At 39.2% G+C, this 16,548-nt stretch carries 17 protein-coding genes; 10 read left to right on the top strand and 7 right to left on the bottom strand.

Annotated features, from left to right (window positions below; translation table 11 throughout):
- Positions 1 to 34: 34 nt before the first annotated feature.
- Positions 35 to 862, bottom strand: coding sequence for an SDR family NAD(P)-dependent oxidoreductase (locus F885_RS09085; RefSeq protein ID WP_004657060.1), 828 nt, complete (start codon positions 860 to 862; stop codon positions 35 to 37).
- 275 nt (positions 863 to 1,137) lie between these two features.
- Here F885_RS09085 and F885_RS09090 point away from each other — a divergent pair, with 275 nt between their 5' ends.
- From F885_RS09090 to F885_RS09105, 4 genes are all read left to right on the top strand, one after another.
- Positions 1,138 to 1,815: a TetR/AcrR family transcriptional regulator gene (locus F885_RS09090; RefSeq protein ID WP_005317275.1), complete on the top strand. Its 678-nt coding sequence runs from the start codon at positions 1,138 to 1,140 to the stop codon at positions 1,813 to 1,815.
- A gap of 251 nt (positions 1,816 to 2,066) precedes the next feature.
- Positions 2,067 to 2,777, top strand: coding sequence for a phosphate regulon transcriptional regulator PhoB (gene phoB / locus F885_RS09095; RefSeq protein ID WP_004657056.1), 711 nt, complete (start codon positions 2,067 to 2,069; stop codon positions 2,775 to 2,777).
- Positions 2,778 to 2,786: 9 nt separating this feature from the next.
- Positions 2,787 to 4,145: a phosphate regulon sensor histidine kinase PhoR gene (gene phoR, locus F885_RS09100; protein WP_005317273.1), complete on the top strand. Its 1,359-nt coding sequence runs from the start codon at positions 2,787 to 2,789 to the stop codon at positions 4,143 to 4,145.
- Between the two features lie 109 nt (positions 4,146 to 4,254).
- Positions 4,255 to 4,722: a DUF2147 domain-containing protein gene (locus tag F885_RS09105; protein WP_005317271.1), complete on the top strand. Its 468-nt coding sequence runs from the start codon at positions 4,255 to 4,257 to the stop codon at positions 4,720 to 4,722.
- A 73-nt stretch (positions 4,723 to 4,795) separates the two neighbouring features.
- Here the strand turns inward: F885_RS09105 and F885_RS09110 are convergent, their stop codons facing one another.
- Positions 4,796 to 5,248: a PACE efflux transporter gene (locus tag F885_RS09110; RefSeq protein WP_005317269.1), complete on the bottom strand. Its 453-nt coding sequence runs from the start codon at positions 5,246 to 5,248 to the stop codon at positions 4,796 to 4,798.
- A gap of 94 nt (positions 5,249 to 5,342) precedes the next feature.
- Here F885_RS09110 and F885_RS09115 point away from each other — a divergent pair, with 94 nt between their 5' ends.
- Complete coding sequence (locus F885_RS09115) at positions 5,343 to 6,236, top strand: LysR family transcriptional regulator (RefSeq protein WP_005317267.1); 894 nt, start codon at positions 5,343 to 5,345, stop codon at positions 6,234 to 6,236.
- A 426-nt stretch (positions 6,237 to 6,662) separates the two neighbouring features.
- Positions 6,663 to 7,004, top strand: a complete 342-nt coding sequence (locus tag F885_RS09120) for a DHCW motif cupin fold protein (RefSeq protein WP_005317264.1) — start codon at positions 6,663 to 6,665, stop codon at positions 7,002 to 7,004.
- A gap of 402 nt (positions 7,005 to 7,406) precedes the next feature.
- Here F885_RS09120 and F885_RS21355 read toward each other — a convergent pair whose 3' ends face one another.
- Entirely contained in the window at positions 7,407 to 7,532 is a 126-nt protein-coding gene (locus F885_RS21355) for a hypothetical protein (protein ID WP_005201657.1), read from the bottom strand.
- 97 nt (positions 7,533 to 7,629) lie between these two features.
- Between F885_RS21355 and F885_RS09125 the strand changes: the two genes are divergently transcribed.
- The 4 genes from F885_RS09125 to F885_RS09145 all read left to right on the top strand — a co-directional run bounded on the left by F885_RS09125 (position 7,630) and on the right by F885_RS09145 (position 12,010).
- Complete coding sequence (locus tag F885_RS09125; protein ID WP_005317261.1) at positions 7,630 to 8,535, top strand: LysR family transcriptional regulator; 906 nt, start codon at positions 7,630 to 7,632, stop codon at positions 8,533 to 8,535.
- Positions 8,536 to 9,019: 484 nt separating this feature from the next.
- Positions 9,020 to 10,164 (top strand): IS3 family transposase gene (locus F885_RS20705; protein WP_085944219.1). Its coding sequence is split into 2 segments (ribosomal slippage): positions 9,020 to 9,284 and positions 9,284 to 10,164, totalling 1,146 coding nucleotides; the frame shifts between segments, so codons are not numbered across the junction.
- Between the two features lie 195 nt (positions 10,165 to 10,359).
- Positions 10,360 to 11,205 (top strand): ADP-ribosylglycohydrolase family protein, encoded by an 846-nt coding sequence (locus F885_RS09140; protein WP_005317258.1) that lies wholly within the window; start codon positions 10,360 to 10,362, stop codon positions 11,203 to 11,205.
- A 199-nt stretch (positions 11,206 to 11,404) separates the two neighbouring features.
- Positions 11,405 to 12,010 (top strand): LysE family translocator, encoded by a 606-nt coding sequence (locus F885_RS09145; RefSeq protein ID WP_005317256.1) that lies wholly within the window; start codon positions 11,405 to 11,407, stop codon positions 12,008 to 12,010.
- On the opposite strand, the gene F885_RS09150 is transcribed toward F885_RS09145, so the two are convergent.
- The 4 genes from F885_RS09150 to pncB form a co-directional block, all read right to left on the bottom strand.
- On the bottom strand, positions 11,991 to 12,887 hold the full coding sequence (locus F885_RS09150) for a LysR family transcriptional regulator (RefSeq protein WP_005317252.1): 897 nt from the start codon (positions 12,885 to 12,887) through the stop codon (positions 11,991 to 11,993). The genes F885_RS09145 and F885_RS09150 overlap by 20 nt on opposite strands.
- A 357-nt stretch (positions 12,888 to 13,244) precedes the next feature.
- A complete protein-coding gene (gene asd, locus F885_RS09155; RefSeq protein ID WP_005209584.1) occupies positions 13,245 to 14,096 on the bottom strand; it encodes an archaetidylserine decarboxylase in 852 nt (283 codons plus the stop codon).
- Positions 14,093 to 14,941 (bottom strand): sulfurtransferase, encoded by an 849-nt coding sequence (locus F885_RS09160; protein WP_005317246.1) that lies wholly within the window; start codon positions 14,939 to 14,941, stop codon positions 14,093 to 14,095. Before F885_RS09160 ends, asd begins: the two co-directional genes overlap by 4 nt.
- 374 nt (positions 14,942 to 15,315) lie before the next feature.
- On the bottom strand, positions 15,316 to 16,533 hold the full coding sequence (gene pncB / locus F885_RS09165) for a nicotinate phosphoribosyltransferase (protein WP_005317241.1): 1,218 nt from the start codon (positions 16,531 to 16,533) through the stop codon (positions 15,316 to 15,318).
- Positions 16,534 to 16,548: the final 15 nt, after the last annotated feature.

Genomic DNA, 16,548 nt, shown 5'->3' with positions numbered 1-16,548 from the left:
ATTCACAGAGAATGGCTTTTTTCATGCTAACGACTTACATCATCTTGGTTGCAAGCGCTGCAATACGCTGATAACCCGTCGGGAATAAACGTTGGAACGAATCCACAATACGCGCATCGGTCCCAATCAATAAACGGCGTTTATCTTTCAATACTGCATTTAAAATTTGACGTGCAGCTTCTTCTGGTGGGGTACGCAGGAACTTATCAAATTGCTTGATTGATTTGTTTGGGTCCATGCCCAAGCTCTTCAAACTGTCATTCATTTTCGCTGCTTTGGCGATATTGGTACGAATCCCGCCCGGATGTACGCAAAGTGAGCTGACACCACCCTTCTCAATGTCCAATTCCTGACGTAATGATTCAGTAAAACCGCGTACCGCAAATTTAGTTGCGTTATACGCCGATTGGGTTGGTTGCGAGGTTAAACCAAAAATACTGGAGATGTTGATGATATGACCATCTTTGGTTTGTTTGATGAATGGCAGGAATTCTTTGGTGCCATAGACCACACCCCAGAAATTAATCCCAACGATCCATTCTAAATCTTCATAGCTTGCGCCTTCCACTGTCGAACCAAGTGCTACGCCTGCGTTATTGAAGATCAAATTGACTGAGCCATGATCCTGTACAGTCTCTTGCGCCCACTGTTTCACCGCATCACGGTTTGAAACATCGAGGACTTTGGTGGTCACTGTCACAGGGTACTGCTTCACTAATTCGACAGTTTGCGTCAGGCCTTTTTCATTGATATCACTCAATGACAAATGACAGCCTTGTTTCGCCAATAAAACAGCCAGTTGTTGTCCAATCCCAGAACCTGCACCGGTGATCGCTGCGACTTTATTTTTAAAATTTTTCATTGCCTATCCTTTGTGTAAGGGCCTGTTTAACCTGTAACCAATATAATTTTGACAATACGTGTTGTCAATATAGTACACTACAGCTTTAAGACAAATGGCAATAACCAACATCCTACATGTCATAATAGGCCTATTTACATTTCATGACCGATGATGTTTAAAAGAGACAAGGTATATTTTCAAAATATGGTTATGCTAGCAGCACAACAAGGTTGAAATGCACATATTAGACTTAGACATACGATTTAAAGACTTTTTAGGGAACGGTTTTCTCAATGGCAACTCAAGATCAAGCGACACGCAAGAAAAACAATACAGAAGCGAAAGAACGGCAATTCAAAGGTCTGTCTTTAACTGAGCGCAAAGAAGCACGTCGTGAAAAATTGATTGAAGCAGGTATTGCAACCTACGGTACACAAGGCTTTTTCTCAGTCACGGTCAAAGATGTCTGTAATGAAGCCAAGCTGACTGAACGCTATTTTTATGAATCATTTAAGAAAAGTGAAGAACTATTTCAAACCGTATTCTTAAAAATGATTGAAAAAATGCAAACCTGCTTAACCCAAGCTGTCCTCATGGCAGCACCTGAACCCAAGAATATGGTGACTGCAGGTTTGTCAGCGTTATTGAGCGCGATTAAAGATGATCCTCGTATGGCACGGATTATTTATATTGATGCGATGCTAGTGCAGGATTTACATAATCAAGCCACCATTCAAGAAACGCTGACCCAATTCGATCGCATTATTCAGGGCTTCGTGATGATCACCATGCCCAATGCCCCACATAGCACTGAAGAAGTCTCGTTGATGGCAACTGGCCTAAATGGTTATGTCACCCATATTATTATTCGTTGGGTCTCGGAAGGCTTCAAACAGCCTCTGGAAGATGTTCTGTCCGCCTGCTGTGCTGTCTTTTTGTCTTTTATCGAAACCACCTCGCAAAAAAATTAAAATCGTTTTACAGTTTTGTGACACGCAAAGCTGTTAAACTACAGTTAAGTTAAGCAAATGAATTCATTTGCTTTATTGCTAGGCAAATTGTCATCAATCCGTCACGACTCTGCCCCATGCTTGTCACAATTTATTGCTAAATTCGACTTTATTAATTCTTTTGCAATGATATTGTCATAATTAATCTTTGTAATAAGCCTGTCATAACAACAAAACGGTTAAACCGTTACAGATTTTAAGGGTATTGCGCTGTGAAAGATGACTATATTTTAATTGTCGATGATGAGCTACCGATCCGCGAAATGATCCATACCTCTTTGGATATGGCAGGCTTCCAATGTTTACAAGCTGAGGATGCCAAACAAGCGCATCAGATTATCGTTGATCAGCGTCCTGCGCTTATTTTGCTGGATTGGATGCTACCTGGTGGCGTGAGCGGTGTGGATTTATGCCGTCGCCTCAAACGCGATGAAAACTTGGCCGAGATTCCTGTGATCATGCTGACTGCACGTGGTGAAGAAGACCACAAAGTACAAGGTCTGGACGCAGGTGCCGATGATTACATGACCAAGCCATTTTCAACCCGTGAACTGGTCTCTCGCATCAAAGCGGTATTACGTCGTGCCAATGCATTGAGCGGTGAAAAAGTGATTGATGCCAATGGTTTATTACTTGATCCTGTCAGCCAGCGCGTGAGTTTCGGCAACAGTATTTTAGATATGGGCCCAACCGAATATCGTTTATTGGCCTTCTTCATGACCCATCCTGAGCGCGCCTATACCCGTGCTCAACTCCTAGATCAGGTCTGGGGTGGCAATGTCTATATTGAAGACCGTACTATTGATGTGCATATCCGTCGTTTACGCAAAGTGTTAGAGCCTTTTGGTGTCGACCGTTTTGTACAAACCGTTCGTGGCACAGGTTACCGTTTTTCGACACGAGCAGATTTAGCAGTAGGTTAAAAATCCTTTATGTATGAGCCTTACCCCGTCCCTGAACTGGCACGTGAACACCAACGTTTTCGCTACAGCAGTTTATGGACCTTTGCAAAACAAGATTTAAGACTGTTACTTTTTTTCTTATTGATTGCAAGCTTAGTCGGATTCGGGGTGGGTTACTTCTGGAGCTGTATTTTTATTGCCTTCGTGCTGTTTTTTTTCCTACAGCTACGCTCGCTTTATCTGGTCAATGAATGGATTTCCAATCGCCCTTATGATGTCCCACCCAATCTGAACGGGATTTGGGGCGCTTTGCTGTTCAATGTTTACCGTGCACAACGTCAAGAACGCATTGTTCAAGCGGAGATGGTCGGATTGATTGATCGGGCGCAATCCTCTCTGGTGGCATTGGCCGAAGCGGTGGTTTTAATTGATGATCAACATCAAATCGAATGGTGGAATCCTGCCGCTGAAAAATTGTTAGGGATTAGCCCTTTGGATCGTGGCCGCAACTTATTGTCGATTCTGCGCCAACCCAATTTTATTGAATATTTCAACCATAGCGATCAATCTCCTGATGGTATCCGTTTACAGGCGCAGATGGATGAAGAACGTTATGTACAGGTCAAACTCACCCGTTTTGGTGGAGAAAGCCGTCTGCTGGTCGCGTATGACACCACACGGGTGCATAATCTGGAACAAATGCGTAAAGACTTTGTCGATAATATTTCACATGAGTTACGCACACCATTGACCGTGCTCAGTGGCTATATCGAAACCTTTACCGATCAAGATGATATTACCCCGCGTTGGAAACGTGCTTTCACCCAGATGCAATCTCAGACCAAACGGATGAATGCTTTGGTCAATGACCTCTTATTATTATCAAATTTAGAAAATAATAAAAAAGTCGCAAAGAATCAGATTATTGATATGGCCAATCTGATGAACCAAATCTTTGATGATGCCCGTGCCTACAATCTCGATTATGGTCATACCCTCAATCTGGATATTGATAGCCATTGCGACCTGATTGGTTCTGATATCGAAATTGCCAGTGCATTCAGCAATTTAATTACCAATGCGATTAAATACACGCCTGCAGGTGGCATCATCACCATTGGCTGGCATGAAGATGGTGACCATGCCTACTTTACCGTTCAGGATAATGGCATCGGGATTAACCCAAAACATTTGCCGCGCCTAACAGAACGTTTCTACCGTGTCGATAGCGCACGTAGCCGTCAGACTGGTGGAACAGGATTAGGGCTTGCGATTGTGAAACACGTGTTGATGCAACACGGTGCGCACTTGGAAATTACCTCTAAAGAAAATGAAGGTTCGACCTTTACTGCGGTGTTCCCGAAAGAACGCTTATACCGCATGATTTAAACCTGAAGGGAACTGCTAAGTTCCCTTAAATATGATGTGATCATTCCACTAAAATAATATAATAAATTTTTGTTTCATTTCATTATTTATATTTCTCGATGTATTCCTCATGCTCAATACCCCTTTTCTTCGTGCTTGTATTCTCTTACTTGGACTCAATACCCCTTTGGCGATTCATGCTGCTCCAACAGATCCACTGATTGGGACGTGGAAAGTCGTCGATGAGCGTACGGGCTCGTATCTGTCTGATATCGTCATTCGCAAACATTCTGCGACCGAGCAATACAGTGCGGTGATTGTCAAAATGTATCCTTCTGCCAAGGAGGCTGCGCCAACCTTATGTACAGCATGTACAGGTACTTTTAAAAACCAGCAGATTATCGGTATGGAAGTGCTAACTGGTCTAAAGATGTTGAGTCAAAATGAAGAATTTGGACAAGGTGTTTGGCTCAATCCTTATGATGGTCACAAATACAACCTAAATGGACGCCTCAGCAAAACAGGTAAAATGTTGAGTATCAATGCCAAAAATCCAAGCAATAATAGTTTCCGTAATATGACTTGGATTCGACTTTAATTATTTAAATTTCACATAAAAAAGAGTGCATTTTATGCACTCTTTTTTATAAATTTAAGCATAAGACTGTCAATTAAGAGCTGGTTTTGGCACTCATCGCTGCTGGCTCAAGCAAATGACTAGGCAAACCAAAAATATGATCAAAAAAGTAATTATAAACAAAGGTATAACATGGAATCAGCACCATCAAACTAAAATCTAGCAAGAAGGCTTTAACTAAACTGATCTGCATCCACCAAGCAATCAAAGGAATCAAAATCATCACCAAGACAATTTGAAAGCCAATCGCATGTGCCACACGTCTGAGTACCGTACGTTTTTTTGATGTCTGCTTCTTTTCCCACATCTCAAACACATAGTTATAAAAGAAATTGACTGTCACTGCGATCACAGCAATCAAGATCGACAAAGGTCCTGTATGACTGATGGTCGTGCCTGAAAGCACCGCCAACACCATCGCACAGATAAAAAAGCTCAAAACTTCATAGAAAAATACGTAAGTGACTCTTCTCTTGGTTCCTTGCATGACCACACCTTAAAATCAATAATGAGTGGATTTTACGCCTTAAATTTGATAAAAAAAGTCAATCGTCATCAGATTTACTGACAAGGGAATGACCATGAAACTCAGTAGCGAACAGCTTGAACTGATTCTTGAAATTATTGATCGTGGTAATTTTTCCGCAGCAGCACGCGCACTAAATCGAGTGCCTTCAGCAGTCAGCATGGCGATTGCCAACCTAGAAGCAGAGTTAAATTTAAAACTGTTTGAACGTAGTAAAAATCATCTCGCCCCGACAGAAGTCGCGCTTTCAATCGAACCACATGCCCGACTGATTGTGACCAAATTACGTCAGCTCGACCTGCATTTGACCGAACTTTCAACGGGATTAGAAACTAGTCTTTGCATTGGCATCGCTGCAGATGTGAATCAAAAGTTTTTATTGGCAGGGATTGAACAGCTGACTCAACGCTATCCCTTGTTAAATATTGAAATAGTCAGTGCACCACAACAAGAGCTCAAAACACGGCTACACAATAACGAAATTGATCTCTATATCGCGTATAGCTCATCACAACTCGATAACAATGAGCGTTTCCGCTTACTGGGGATGGAACAATTCGTTGCTGCGGTTTCACCGAAAGATGCACAACAGCTCAAAGCACATAATAAGAATGAATTCACCATGTTATCTGAACTCAGACAGATTATTGTTGCAAGCAAACATTACCCTCTACCTGACAGTCGGGTTTTGGTCTCGGATTCTTATTGGTATAGCGACAATTTATCTATGGCCATTGATATGGTGGAACAAGGTCTGGGTTGGGGTAATTTCCCCCTTTCCGTCGTACAAACACATTTTGCCAAACAAAGCCTGGTGCGCTTGGCCTTTCTCGATACCACCAATGGGCTGGATATGCCGATTCATGCCATTTGGCCAGCTTATAAGCCACTGAGCAAATCCATGCAACTCTTGATTGAACTGTGGGAAAAACAAATCCATCGCACATAAAAAAAGCCCGACATCCAAGTCGGGCTTTTTCGTATTCCTTTCACTAGATACAACTCCTGTCATATCTCACGTCCTGATGCGCAAACTTATCATTCTTGTTTTATGTTTTGGAACTTCCTGTTCCTGATGAGTTCATATTAGGCAATTCAGCCTTGATTGAAAATGGGACATTGCCCTGAATTGGTGTAAGTAAAAGCGTACATGGTTTATGTTTAAAAATCTGACAAGAAATATCTAAGCTATTCACAAAGAAGCTATCTTATTTTAAATCAATGGCTTCTTTAATTTTCTTAATATGATCCAAGTAAGTATTTAAATTTTTTAATTAATTTTCCTTCGCATTACAGCTCTTCGCTTAAATAAGAGTATTGCAAAAACTAAATTTATCTATATTTATAGAATAAATCTAAAGTTTTGGAACAGTATATGAATATTTTCCCTTTTCCATTTCAAGTAACTGACTGGAATAAAATAGAAACAGTAGAATACCGTGGAGAAACTGGAAATGCGTATTGGAAAACACAATACTTTGGTGAAGAAGGAAATAGAATTAGAGTAAGAATTGTAGAATACTCAGCTAATTACTTAGCTGATCATTGGTGTGAAAAAGGACATATTCTATTTTGTTTAGAAGGCGAACTTGAAAGCAGATTAAAAGATGGAAGGACGTTTATTTTAACCCAAGGAATGAGCTATCAGGTTGGTGATCATGCTGAACCACACCAATCCTTCAGTTTGAATGGAGCTAAATTACTCATTGTTGATTAAATTAACATTATGTGGCTAAGGTAAAAGACATAAGATTCAATCTTAAGCCTTAGGTTCAGTGATACACCTATTCACTCCAATTCTGTTGGTTATAAAACAATAAGCCAACACACTCAATCACTTGTTAGATTTGCAATAAAAAAGCCCGACATCCAAGTCGGGCTTTTTCGTATTCCTTTCACTAGATACAACTCCTGTCATATCTCACATCCTGATGCGCAAACTTATCATTCTTGTTTTATGTTTTGGAACGTCCTGTTCCTGATGAGTTCATATTAGGCAATTCGACTGAGGCTGGAAATGGGACATTGCCGTTGATCGGTGTAAGAAAAAGCGTACATCGCTGAGCCTTCTCACCCTTAAAAAGTCAGTAATCGTATGAAACTAAGTAGGATGAATTTATCAATCTCCCAATAAATCAATAGTCTGCTCTTTTGTCATCACGCCCATATACTGATCGTAGCTTTGAGCCAGTAAACAAATCACTACAGCAGCAATCAAGGTCAACATCTTGTTTTTCATAGTCATGTTCAGCTACCTAAATCGAGGATCTATAAAAAAAGGTATAAGATTTCTTCCATCTAATCTAATATATAAAAAACAAGCACTGATCTAATTTTGAGATATGTGGACATTCAAACAATTCAATTATCTAATCACAATTGTTGAAACTGGGGGCTTTATTGCTGCCTCGGAAAAGCTATTTATTGCTCAATCCGCCCTAAGCAGACAAATTAAAAATTTAGAAGAAGAAATAGGTTTTGAAATTTTTGATCGATCTGAGAAGAAAATTAGACTCACACCTGCAGGGGAAGCACTGTATAAAAGTTTAAAAACCAATATCGATCATTTAAGAAGTTCAATTGTCAGTGCCCAAAGCATCAGCCGTGGTGAAGGTCGAATCATTAAAATTGCCCATTCCAGTAGTATTGTGTTGGATCAAAACAAGTTGGAAATCTTTGAGCAACTCTGTGATACCCATAACATTGATATCGAAATGAACACTCTATCTTCTGAATTACAGCTCGAATATTTATTGAATGGGACAATTGATCTGGGTTTTATTCGCCCCCCGATTTATCACAATTTAAATGATGTCAATTCGATCAGTTTATACACTGCCCCTTTATATGTTGCTGCCCATATTTCAGACCCATTATTAAGTGAAAAAGAAAGTATATCGATCCGTGAGTTAGAACCTTTAAATTTTGTTTCCGTACCACATAAAGCCCGTGGTGGTTTAAGCTATTTGGCCGCCAATTTATGTTTGGTGAATGGTTTTAGTCCCAAAAGAACCAGAATCTACTCAAGGAAAAGATCTCAACTGGAACTGGTCGCTAATGGTTTTGGCATTTGTATTGTGCCTGAAGAGTTTAAAGTGATTTTGCCCAGCAATGTCAGACTGATTCCAATTCAGGACGAGAATACCCTCAGTGAAGTGAAGCTCATCTGGAAAAAGGATGATGATCTAATCGTTGAGCGTTGTGCAGCATCGATTCATGCCTATTACAGTGCCAAACAAATAAACTAAAGAATTGACTATGTTTCAGCTCAAATGAAAAAAAGCCCGACATCCTGTCGGGCTTTTTCGTATTCCTTTCACTAGATACAACTCCTGTCATATCTCACATCCTGATGCGCAAACTTATCATTCTTGTTTTATGTTTTGGAACTTCCTGTTCCTGATGAGTTCATATTAGGCAATTCAGCCTTGGCTGAAAATGGGACATTGCCCCTAATCGATGTAAGCAAAAACGTACATGACTTTTTAGTTTATTAATTAAATGAAAATTACTTATACAAAATAAGAATACTTTTAAAATATGTACTCGGATTAGTTTATTTAATGATAAAGTAATTAGACTTAGAAAAGTTTCTTTATCTGATTCTTAATCAAGTCATTTTTCTATAGATTCATTTGATCTCAAAAATTATTCAAAGAGGTGGATCAGGAAATTTGAACAACACTTATAAGTGATATTTTGCTCCCCAAATGATGTTATAAACATCAATATATGGAGTATTTTATGGCACGTAGACCAAGAAGAAATCATTCAAATGATTTTAAAGCTAAGGTAGCACTTGCTGCGATTAAAGCAGAAAAAACACTTGCTGAATTGAGTGCTGAATTTGATGTTCATCAAAACCAAATTATCGACTGGAAAAATCAACTGATTTCAGCTTCCTCGCAAGCTTTCGATCAATCAAAAGCTCCAACAGAACCACCCATCGATCTAAAAAAACTACATGCAAAAATCGGTGAGCAGGCATTAGAAATTGATTTTTTAGAAGGTGTGTTGAAGAAACTGGGCCGCTTCAACCACAAAAGTTAATCGATGACTCACTTCAGATTTCAGTATCTAAGCAAGCTCAGCTGCTGAAAGTCTCCCGTGGTTGTTATTACTATCGCCCAAAACCTGTGAGTGCATCAGATCTGAAGCTGATGCGGTGTATGGATGAGTTACATATGCAATACCCTTTTGCAGGTAGCCGTATGATGCGTGATTTGTTGAATCGTCAAGGACATCATATAGGACGACGTCATACACGTACTTTAATGAAGAAAATGGGCATTAATGCGTTATATTGCAAACCAAATTTAAGCCAGGCTAATCAAGCTCACCGCAAATATCCATATCTGCTCAAAGGATTGGCTATTCAGCGCAGTAATCAAGTGTGGTCTACGGATATAACGTATATCCCTATGGCAAAAGGCTTTGTTTATTTATGTGCTGTGATTGATTGGCATAGCCGCAAGGTACTTGCGCATAGAGTATCGATTAGTATGGAGGTTACATTTTGCATAGAAACATTAAATGAAGCTATTGAAAAATATGGTCGACCTGAAATATTTAATACAGACCAAGGCAGTCAGTTTACCAGTGATGCATTTATTGATGTATTGAAATCAAATGACATCCAAATCAGCATGGATGGTAAAGGTCGATGGGTTGATAATGTGATGGTTGAACGATTATGGCGGAGCGTTAAATATGAAGAGGTGTATCTCAAAGCCTACAGCAATGTTTTGGATGCGAAGAAGCAATTAAACGCATATTTTGAATTTTATAATTTGAAACGACCTCATTCGAGTCTGGACAAAATGACTCCAGATGAGTTTTACTATGACCAGCTACCACAACAAAATAAGGTAGCTTAACTAGAGCAGAGTATCACTTATAAATAAGCTTTTAGTTGTTCAAACATGTGGGACCACCTCTCAACATGCTTTTTCAAGGTAAGTTTTAGAAATGTATTTTTTAACTCCATATATTTAAATAAAATACTGTAAATGGAGTTGCATGCGTAGATTCTAATAACTGATTAAAACATGTTTAAAAGAGGGTACATTTGCATGTTAACTGAAATAGCTATTGCAGATGTATATGGTGCAGGATTCGAATTTTGTGCTATAGAAAAAATTAGTCTTCATAATAACTTAGAATCATATTGTAAACATGAGCTATATGATATTTCAGGTAAATATACAGATGATACTCAAATGTCAATTGCTATAGCTGAATTTATCTTGTCTGGAGCAGAATGGAATAAAGAAAATATAGCAGCTAAGTTCTTAGAGTGTTTCCAAAGAGATATTAGGCTTGGATATTCCGAAGGTTTTTATAATTTGTTAACCCAAGTTAGCTCAGGGAAAGAGTTAGTTAAGACGCTGATATCAACTAGTGAAAGAAATGGTGCTGCTATGCGTTCAGTACCTATCGGATTTTTAAAAAATAAAAATGATGTTGTTGCTTTTGCCACACTACAAGCACAAATAACGCATAATAGTAGCTTAGGGGTAGCCTCAAGTTGTGCTGTAGCTTTAGCCGCATATTATGGCTTACAAGAGAGAGGCACATTAGCAGAATTGGAAAGCTTTTTAGGAAATGAAGGCTTTAATGGATGGAATTTTAACTGGCAAGAAAGAGTTTCTTTAAGTGCATATGATACCGTTAGTGCCTCATTTAGTTGTTTAGTAAAACATAACTCAATGAGTTCTCTTTTGAAAGCATGTATTGAATTAGGTGGAGATACGGATAGTGTTGCGTCTATAGCTATAGGTCTAGCTACTTGTTTTAAAGAATACAAAGATGATTTGCCAAATCATCTTTTTGAAATGCTAAAAGAAAATAGATATGGAATATCTTTTCTAAAGGATTTAGATAAAGATCTAATGAACCTACTACACTATTCACAGTGATAAAAAAAGCCCCTATTTTGGAGCTTTTTAAAATCATATCTAAATTAAACAGAATGACCTAAACGCTCACCCATCACCACCGTCGAATTGGCTTTAAACCTTCAAAAAATCAAAATCTGCTTTTGATAAAACCAGACTAATCTTATTTAAACCACGCTGTATCATCTTCTTTTAAGATTGATCTCAAAAGACCATAACAATGCAGCTTTCCATTCTTTTCAGTATGTTTATCTTTTCATTCACGATGTCCATCTCACCAGGACCCATCAATATCTCCATTCTCTCATCCAGCTTAATCTATGGATTTAGAAAAACACTGCCCTTTATCTCAGGTGCAAGCATTGGCTTTAGTTTACTGCTTATATTTTTAGGCTTTGGGATATCTAAAACCATCATGCATTACCCGACATTTTTTATGATCATTGAGGTTTTAGGCAGCTTATTTATTTTCTATATCGGGCAAAAAATTATATGTTCAAAAGCAGAAGTTGAAATATCAAACAATATTGCGGCAGGCAATTTTATGGATGGATTTCTCTTACAGTGGCTCAATCCCAAAGCATGGATTGCCTGCCTCTCTGGTATCTCATTATTTTCCTCCCCCGTGAGTTATCATCCCTTGATTCTGTTTACTCTCATCTATTTCATTACCTGCTATATCTGTTTAATGCTTTGGGGAATTTCTGGGCATAAACTCGCTAAAATATTAACCAACTCACGCCAGCTCAAAATCCTGAATACCATAATGGGTGGGTCGTTAATCATTCTATCAAGCTACATGCTCATTAAACTATTTTGGAGTTAAATGATTGATAAATTCGCTCAATCAAAGCATGTGCAATACTATTGATTGGAATATTGGCAGGCCAAACCGCATACACACTCAATGGCTCAAGTGTCCAATTCGGTAGAACTTTCACAATATTTTGCTGTTCAAGATCAGCTTGGATTAATTCATCAGGAGGCGCTGCCAACCCTGCATTTAATTTTGCCAATCGATACGCGGCTTCAACATTATTCACATAAATATGAGGCTGATAGGAAATTTCGACTTCCTCACCTGTGTGTTGATGCCGCAATATTCTTTTATTTTTTCTCATACTCAAACCAATCCATTTCATATTGATCAGCTCTTTAGGATGAGTAATGGATTGCTGTTGGCTTAAAAATTCAGGTGTTGCAACAATACTTCGGGCTAAAGGAAATAAATAGCGAGCTTTAAATGAACTATCTGGAAGCTCACCAATTCGAACAGCAATATCCACATTCTCAGCGATCAAATCTGTCCGACTATCATCACAAGTAATATGCACAGTTAAGTCCTGATATGCCTCACAAAATGTCGTGATACAGCGCATCAACTCACTGTGAATAAAAACCGCAGGAATAGAAATATGCAGCTGTGTCTTTCTAAGAATAGAACGTTGCTTAAAATCTAAAATACCTGATTCATAGGTTTCCAACATGACTTGGGCGGTATCTAAAAGTTTTTGACCATCATGAGTTAAGGTCATTTTCCGTGTATTTCGATAAAATAAGGCACATTCCAAATTCTTTTCTAACTTGGCTAAATGCATACTCACTGTCGTTGTAGATAAGCCTAATGCTTTAGCACCTTTTGAAATTGAACCAAACTCTGCAATTTTTGCAAAAATAATTAAATATCTTATATCTTCAATCATATGTTTGATCTACCGAAGATGAGTCCATACACAGCAATTGTAATTAATCAGAAATAGTAGTATTTCTTTTATAACGGATATACAAATTTAAACTGGATAATATCCCTGCAAAAATACAATACAGTATAAAAACCGTCATATTAATCAATGGTCGATCCAAAAAATAATTACTGAATATTGTTGCAAAAGTAAGCATTCCTAAAAATTCAAAAAATGAGAGTTGTGGTATTAAAAATTTCATCATTATTTGCCTTTATTTTAAATTATCTAAGACTATTTCACGTCATACAAAATATATAAGAATTAAACTATAAATAAAAAGCCCCAATTTTGGAGCTTTTTAAAATCATATCTAAATTAAACCGAATGACCTAAACGCTCACCCATCACCACCGTCGAATTGGCTTTAAACTGTTCTTCCCAGACCATTTTATCTTTTTCAAATAAAACCACAGCAGTTGAACCTAGGTAGAAACGACCTAACTCGGCACCTTTATCCAATTTCATTTGGTGATGCTGCAATTCAACTTTGCCAGAAGGCTTTACTTTGCCCGTTGCAACCGTTTCAATACCAGCCACGATCATTGCACCCACTAGAACGACCGCCATACGACCCAGTTCGGTATCAAACAAGCACACCATACGTTCATTACGTGCAAACAAGCCCGGTACGTTTTCAGCCGTGGTTTGATTGACTGAGAATAACTCGCCCGGAATATATAAGGTTTCGGTCAATGTCCCCGCCAATGGCATATGGACGCGGTGATAATCTTTCGGCGATAAATACACGGTAGCGAATTGACCATCAATAAATGGTTTCGCCAGCTGCGGATCACCAATCAATTTTTCAGCGGAAAAGCTTTGGCCTTTGGCTTGAAAAATATCACCCGCTTCGATTTTACCCAATTGCGAAATCGCACCATCCGCAGGACAAACAATGCTATCCGCTTGCTCATCAATACCACGGACACCATCTTTCAATGCACGGGTAAAAAATTCGTTGAAAGATTTATAGTGTTGCGCATTGCTTTGTTCAGCAATGCTCATATCAATTCCGTATTTTGCTTTGAACGCTTGAATAACAGCAGTTTTTACCAAAAGATTTTCACTTGCGGCAACCTTACCGACAACACGGCTGAGTTGATGTTGCGGCACAAGATTCTGTGCTTTGATAAATAATTGTTTTTTTAAATCTGCTGCAAAACTCAAGACGGTGACTCCCCTGAAATAATAGGACTATCGAGGCGATTGCCCCATTCACTCCACGCACCATCGTAGGCCCTAACTTGCCAGTTGAGCAATCTTGCTAAAATATACGCCAAGCCAGAACGGTGATGAGACTGACAATACACCACTACAGGTTGTTGTAAATTAAAGCCTAATTGTTCTAAACGTTGTTGTGTGCGTTCAAGCGGGTGTAATTTTAGATGATTTTCACGGTTTAGGGCAGTACTCCATTCAAAATGCAGTGCATTTGGGATGTGACCGCCGCGTCGCGCAGCGAGGCGCAAGCCTGTATATTCCTCGTTGGTACGGCAATCCCAGAGCTGAATATTGTCTTGTTCGACCTGTTGTAACAATTCGTGATATCCAATTCGATGCTGTTGTACCGTGTCTAAATCGATCTGGAACAGATCCGCAACAGGTTTTACGGGATCAACTTCCGCGGTAGTCGGCAAACCTGCCCCCAACCAGCCATGAATGCCACCATTAATCAAACTGGTGCGGTTAAAACCAAGGCAATGTAAATTCCAGATTAAACGCCCTGCCCAAGCCCCACCTTCATCGTCATAAACCACGACATGATGCTGAGGTGAAATATTTAATTTTTCGATTAAAGCGTGTAAACCTGCTAAATCAGGCAATACCCCATTGGCTTGTTCTTGTTGTGCAACCAAGTATTTAGGTTGTAAATGAATCGCATGAGGAATATGCAATTGTTCATAAACCGAAGCTCGGCTTAAATCGACAATACGAATCAACTCGCTGCCTAAATAAGGCACTAGTTGTTCAGGTTCAATCAGTAAACCCAGTTTAAAATCTACGTCAGTCATGGTTATGCTGTTTTATCATCCGCATTGGGGATGATATTAACATAGCCGACTTTTTATCTTTGTCTGATTTTTTGCATTCATTTAGCAGAAAAGTAGATATACCGTCTGACGAATATCCATAATGCTTTTGAGATTTAATATAAGCTATCACATGAAATTGGATACTCGAAAACGTCATCCACAACCTGCGAAATATCTACAAGATATTGTTTCTGCGAAATATAAAATAGAAGAAAGAAATGAACAGGTTTTGTGGATGACAATGGTTTTGCCTACTTTTCCCGAAAGAAAAGTAGGTCGAACCGAAGGTTGAACCTAATATTTAAAAAATGCCCAGTAAGATACCGCCATCACCATCCTCTAAACTTGTTTGCTTAGACGCTAACTTCGTTCTCTTCAATATCAAACACCTGACGCAAATACGCCAAGAAGGTATCATTATCCGTCATAGTCTTACCTGGACTATCTGAAATCTTCGCCACCGACTGACGATTACACTCCACCAATTTCAGCACAATATTCAACGGCTTCTGCCCCATATCATTGGTCAAATTGGTGCCAATCCCAAAACTCACTTGGAAACGGTCTTTAAAATACTGATGCAATGACCATGCTTTTTCTAAATTTAAACCATCACTAAAGGTCAACATCTTGGTCTTGGTATCAATCTTGAGTTTGCGATAATGCGCGAAAGCTTTATCACCCCATTCATACGGGTCGCCACTGTCATGACGCAAACCATCAAATAACTTGGCAAAATACAAATCGAAATCACGCAAAAAGGCATCCATTCCCACCACATCGGTCAAAGCAATACCTAAATCACCACGATACTCTTGTACCCATGCCTCAAGTGCTGCTTTTTGGAAATTACGCAAACGTACATCAAGTGCTTGAAAAGCCTGTAAGAACTCATGTGCCATGGTACCAATCGGGCTAATCCCCAATTGCTTTGCCAACAGCACATTACTGGTGCCTCGGAATACTTTAGGTGCAGCGGCCTGAAATGCCTGCACGACATGCTTTTGCCACTCAAAACTATAGCGACGACGGGTGCCAAAATCAGACACTAAAAATGGTGGATCATTTTCTTGTTGTTCTTGCTCATATTGTTGCAACTGCACCAGCTTTTGCTGCAATCGTCGCTCACCTTCAACCCAAACCTCATCATTACGGATACGGCGGAAATACAATTCATTCACGATCGCCAAGACAAAAATCTCAAACATCATCGCCTGAACCATCGGGCCTTCAATGCGAATATCTAAGCGCCCAGCCTCATCGATACTGGCTTGGATAAAACGACGTTTGAGCTGGAACAATTCCAGATAATCAACGAAATCACTTTTAATAAAACGCAATGAACGCAGGTACTGTAATTCATCTTCGGCAAAACGTAGTTCACACAGCAAATCCAGCTGCTGATTCAAGTCATCCAAAATATCAACTAAGGGATAAACCGTATCTTCTAAATTGCGACAACGAAATAAATACACACTATGCGTTTGCGGAAACTGATGCAACACCACCTGTAACATGGTGAATTTATATAAGTCGGTATCCAGTAAAGATTGAATAATTGGTGTAGACATGACTGAATTAGGATC

The organism is Acinetobacter higginsii (assembly GCF_000369845.1).
Classification (GTDB): domain Bacteria; phylum Pseudomonadota; class Gammaproteobacteria; order Pseudomonadales; family Moraxellaceae; genus Acinetobacter; species Acinetobacter higginsii.
This window is presented reverse-complemented; position numbering and strand designations above follow the sequence as displayed.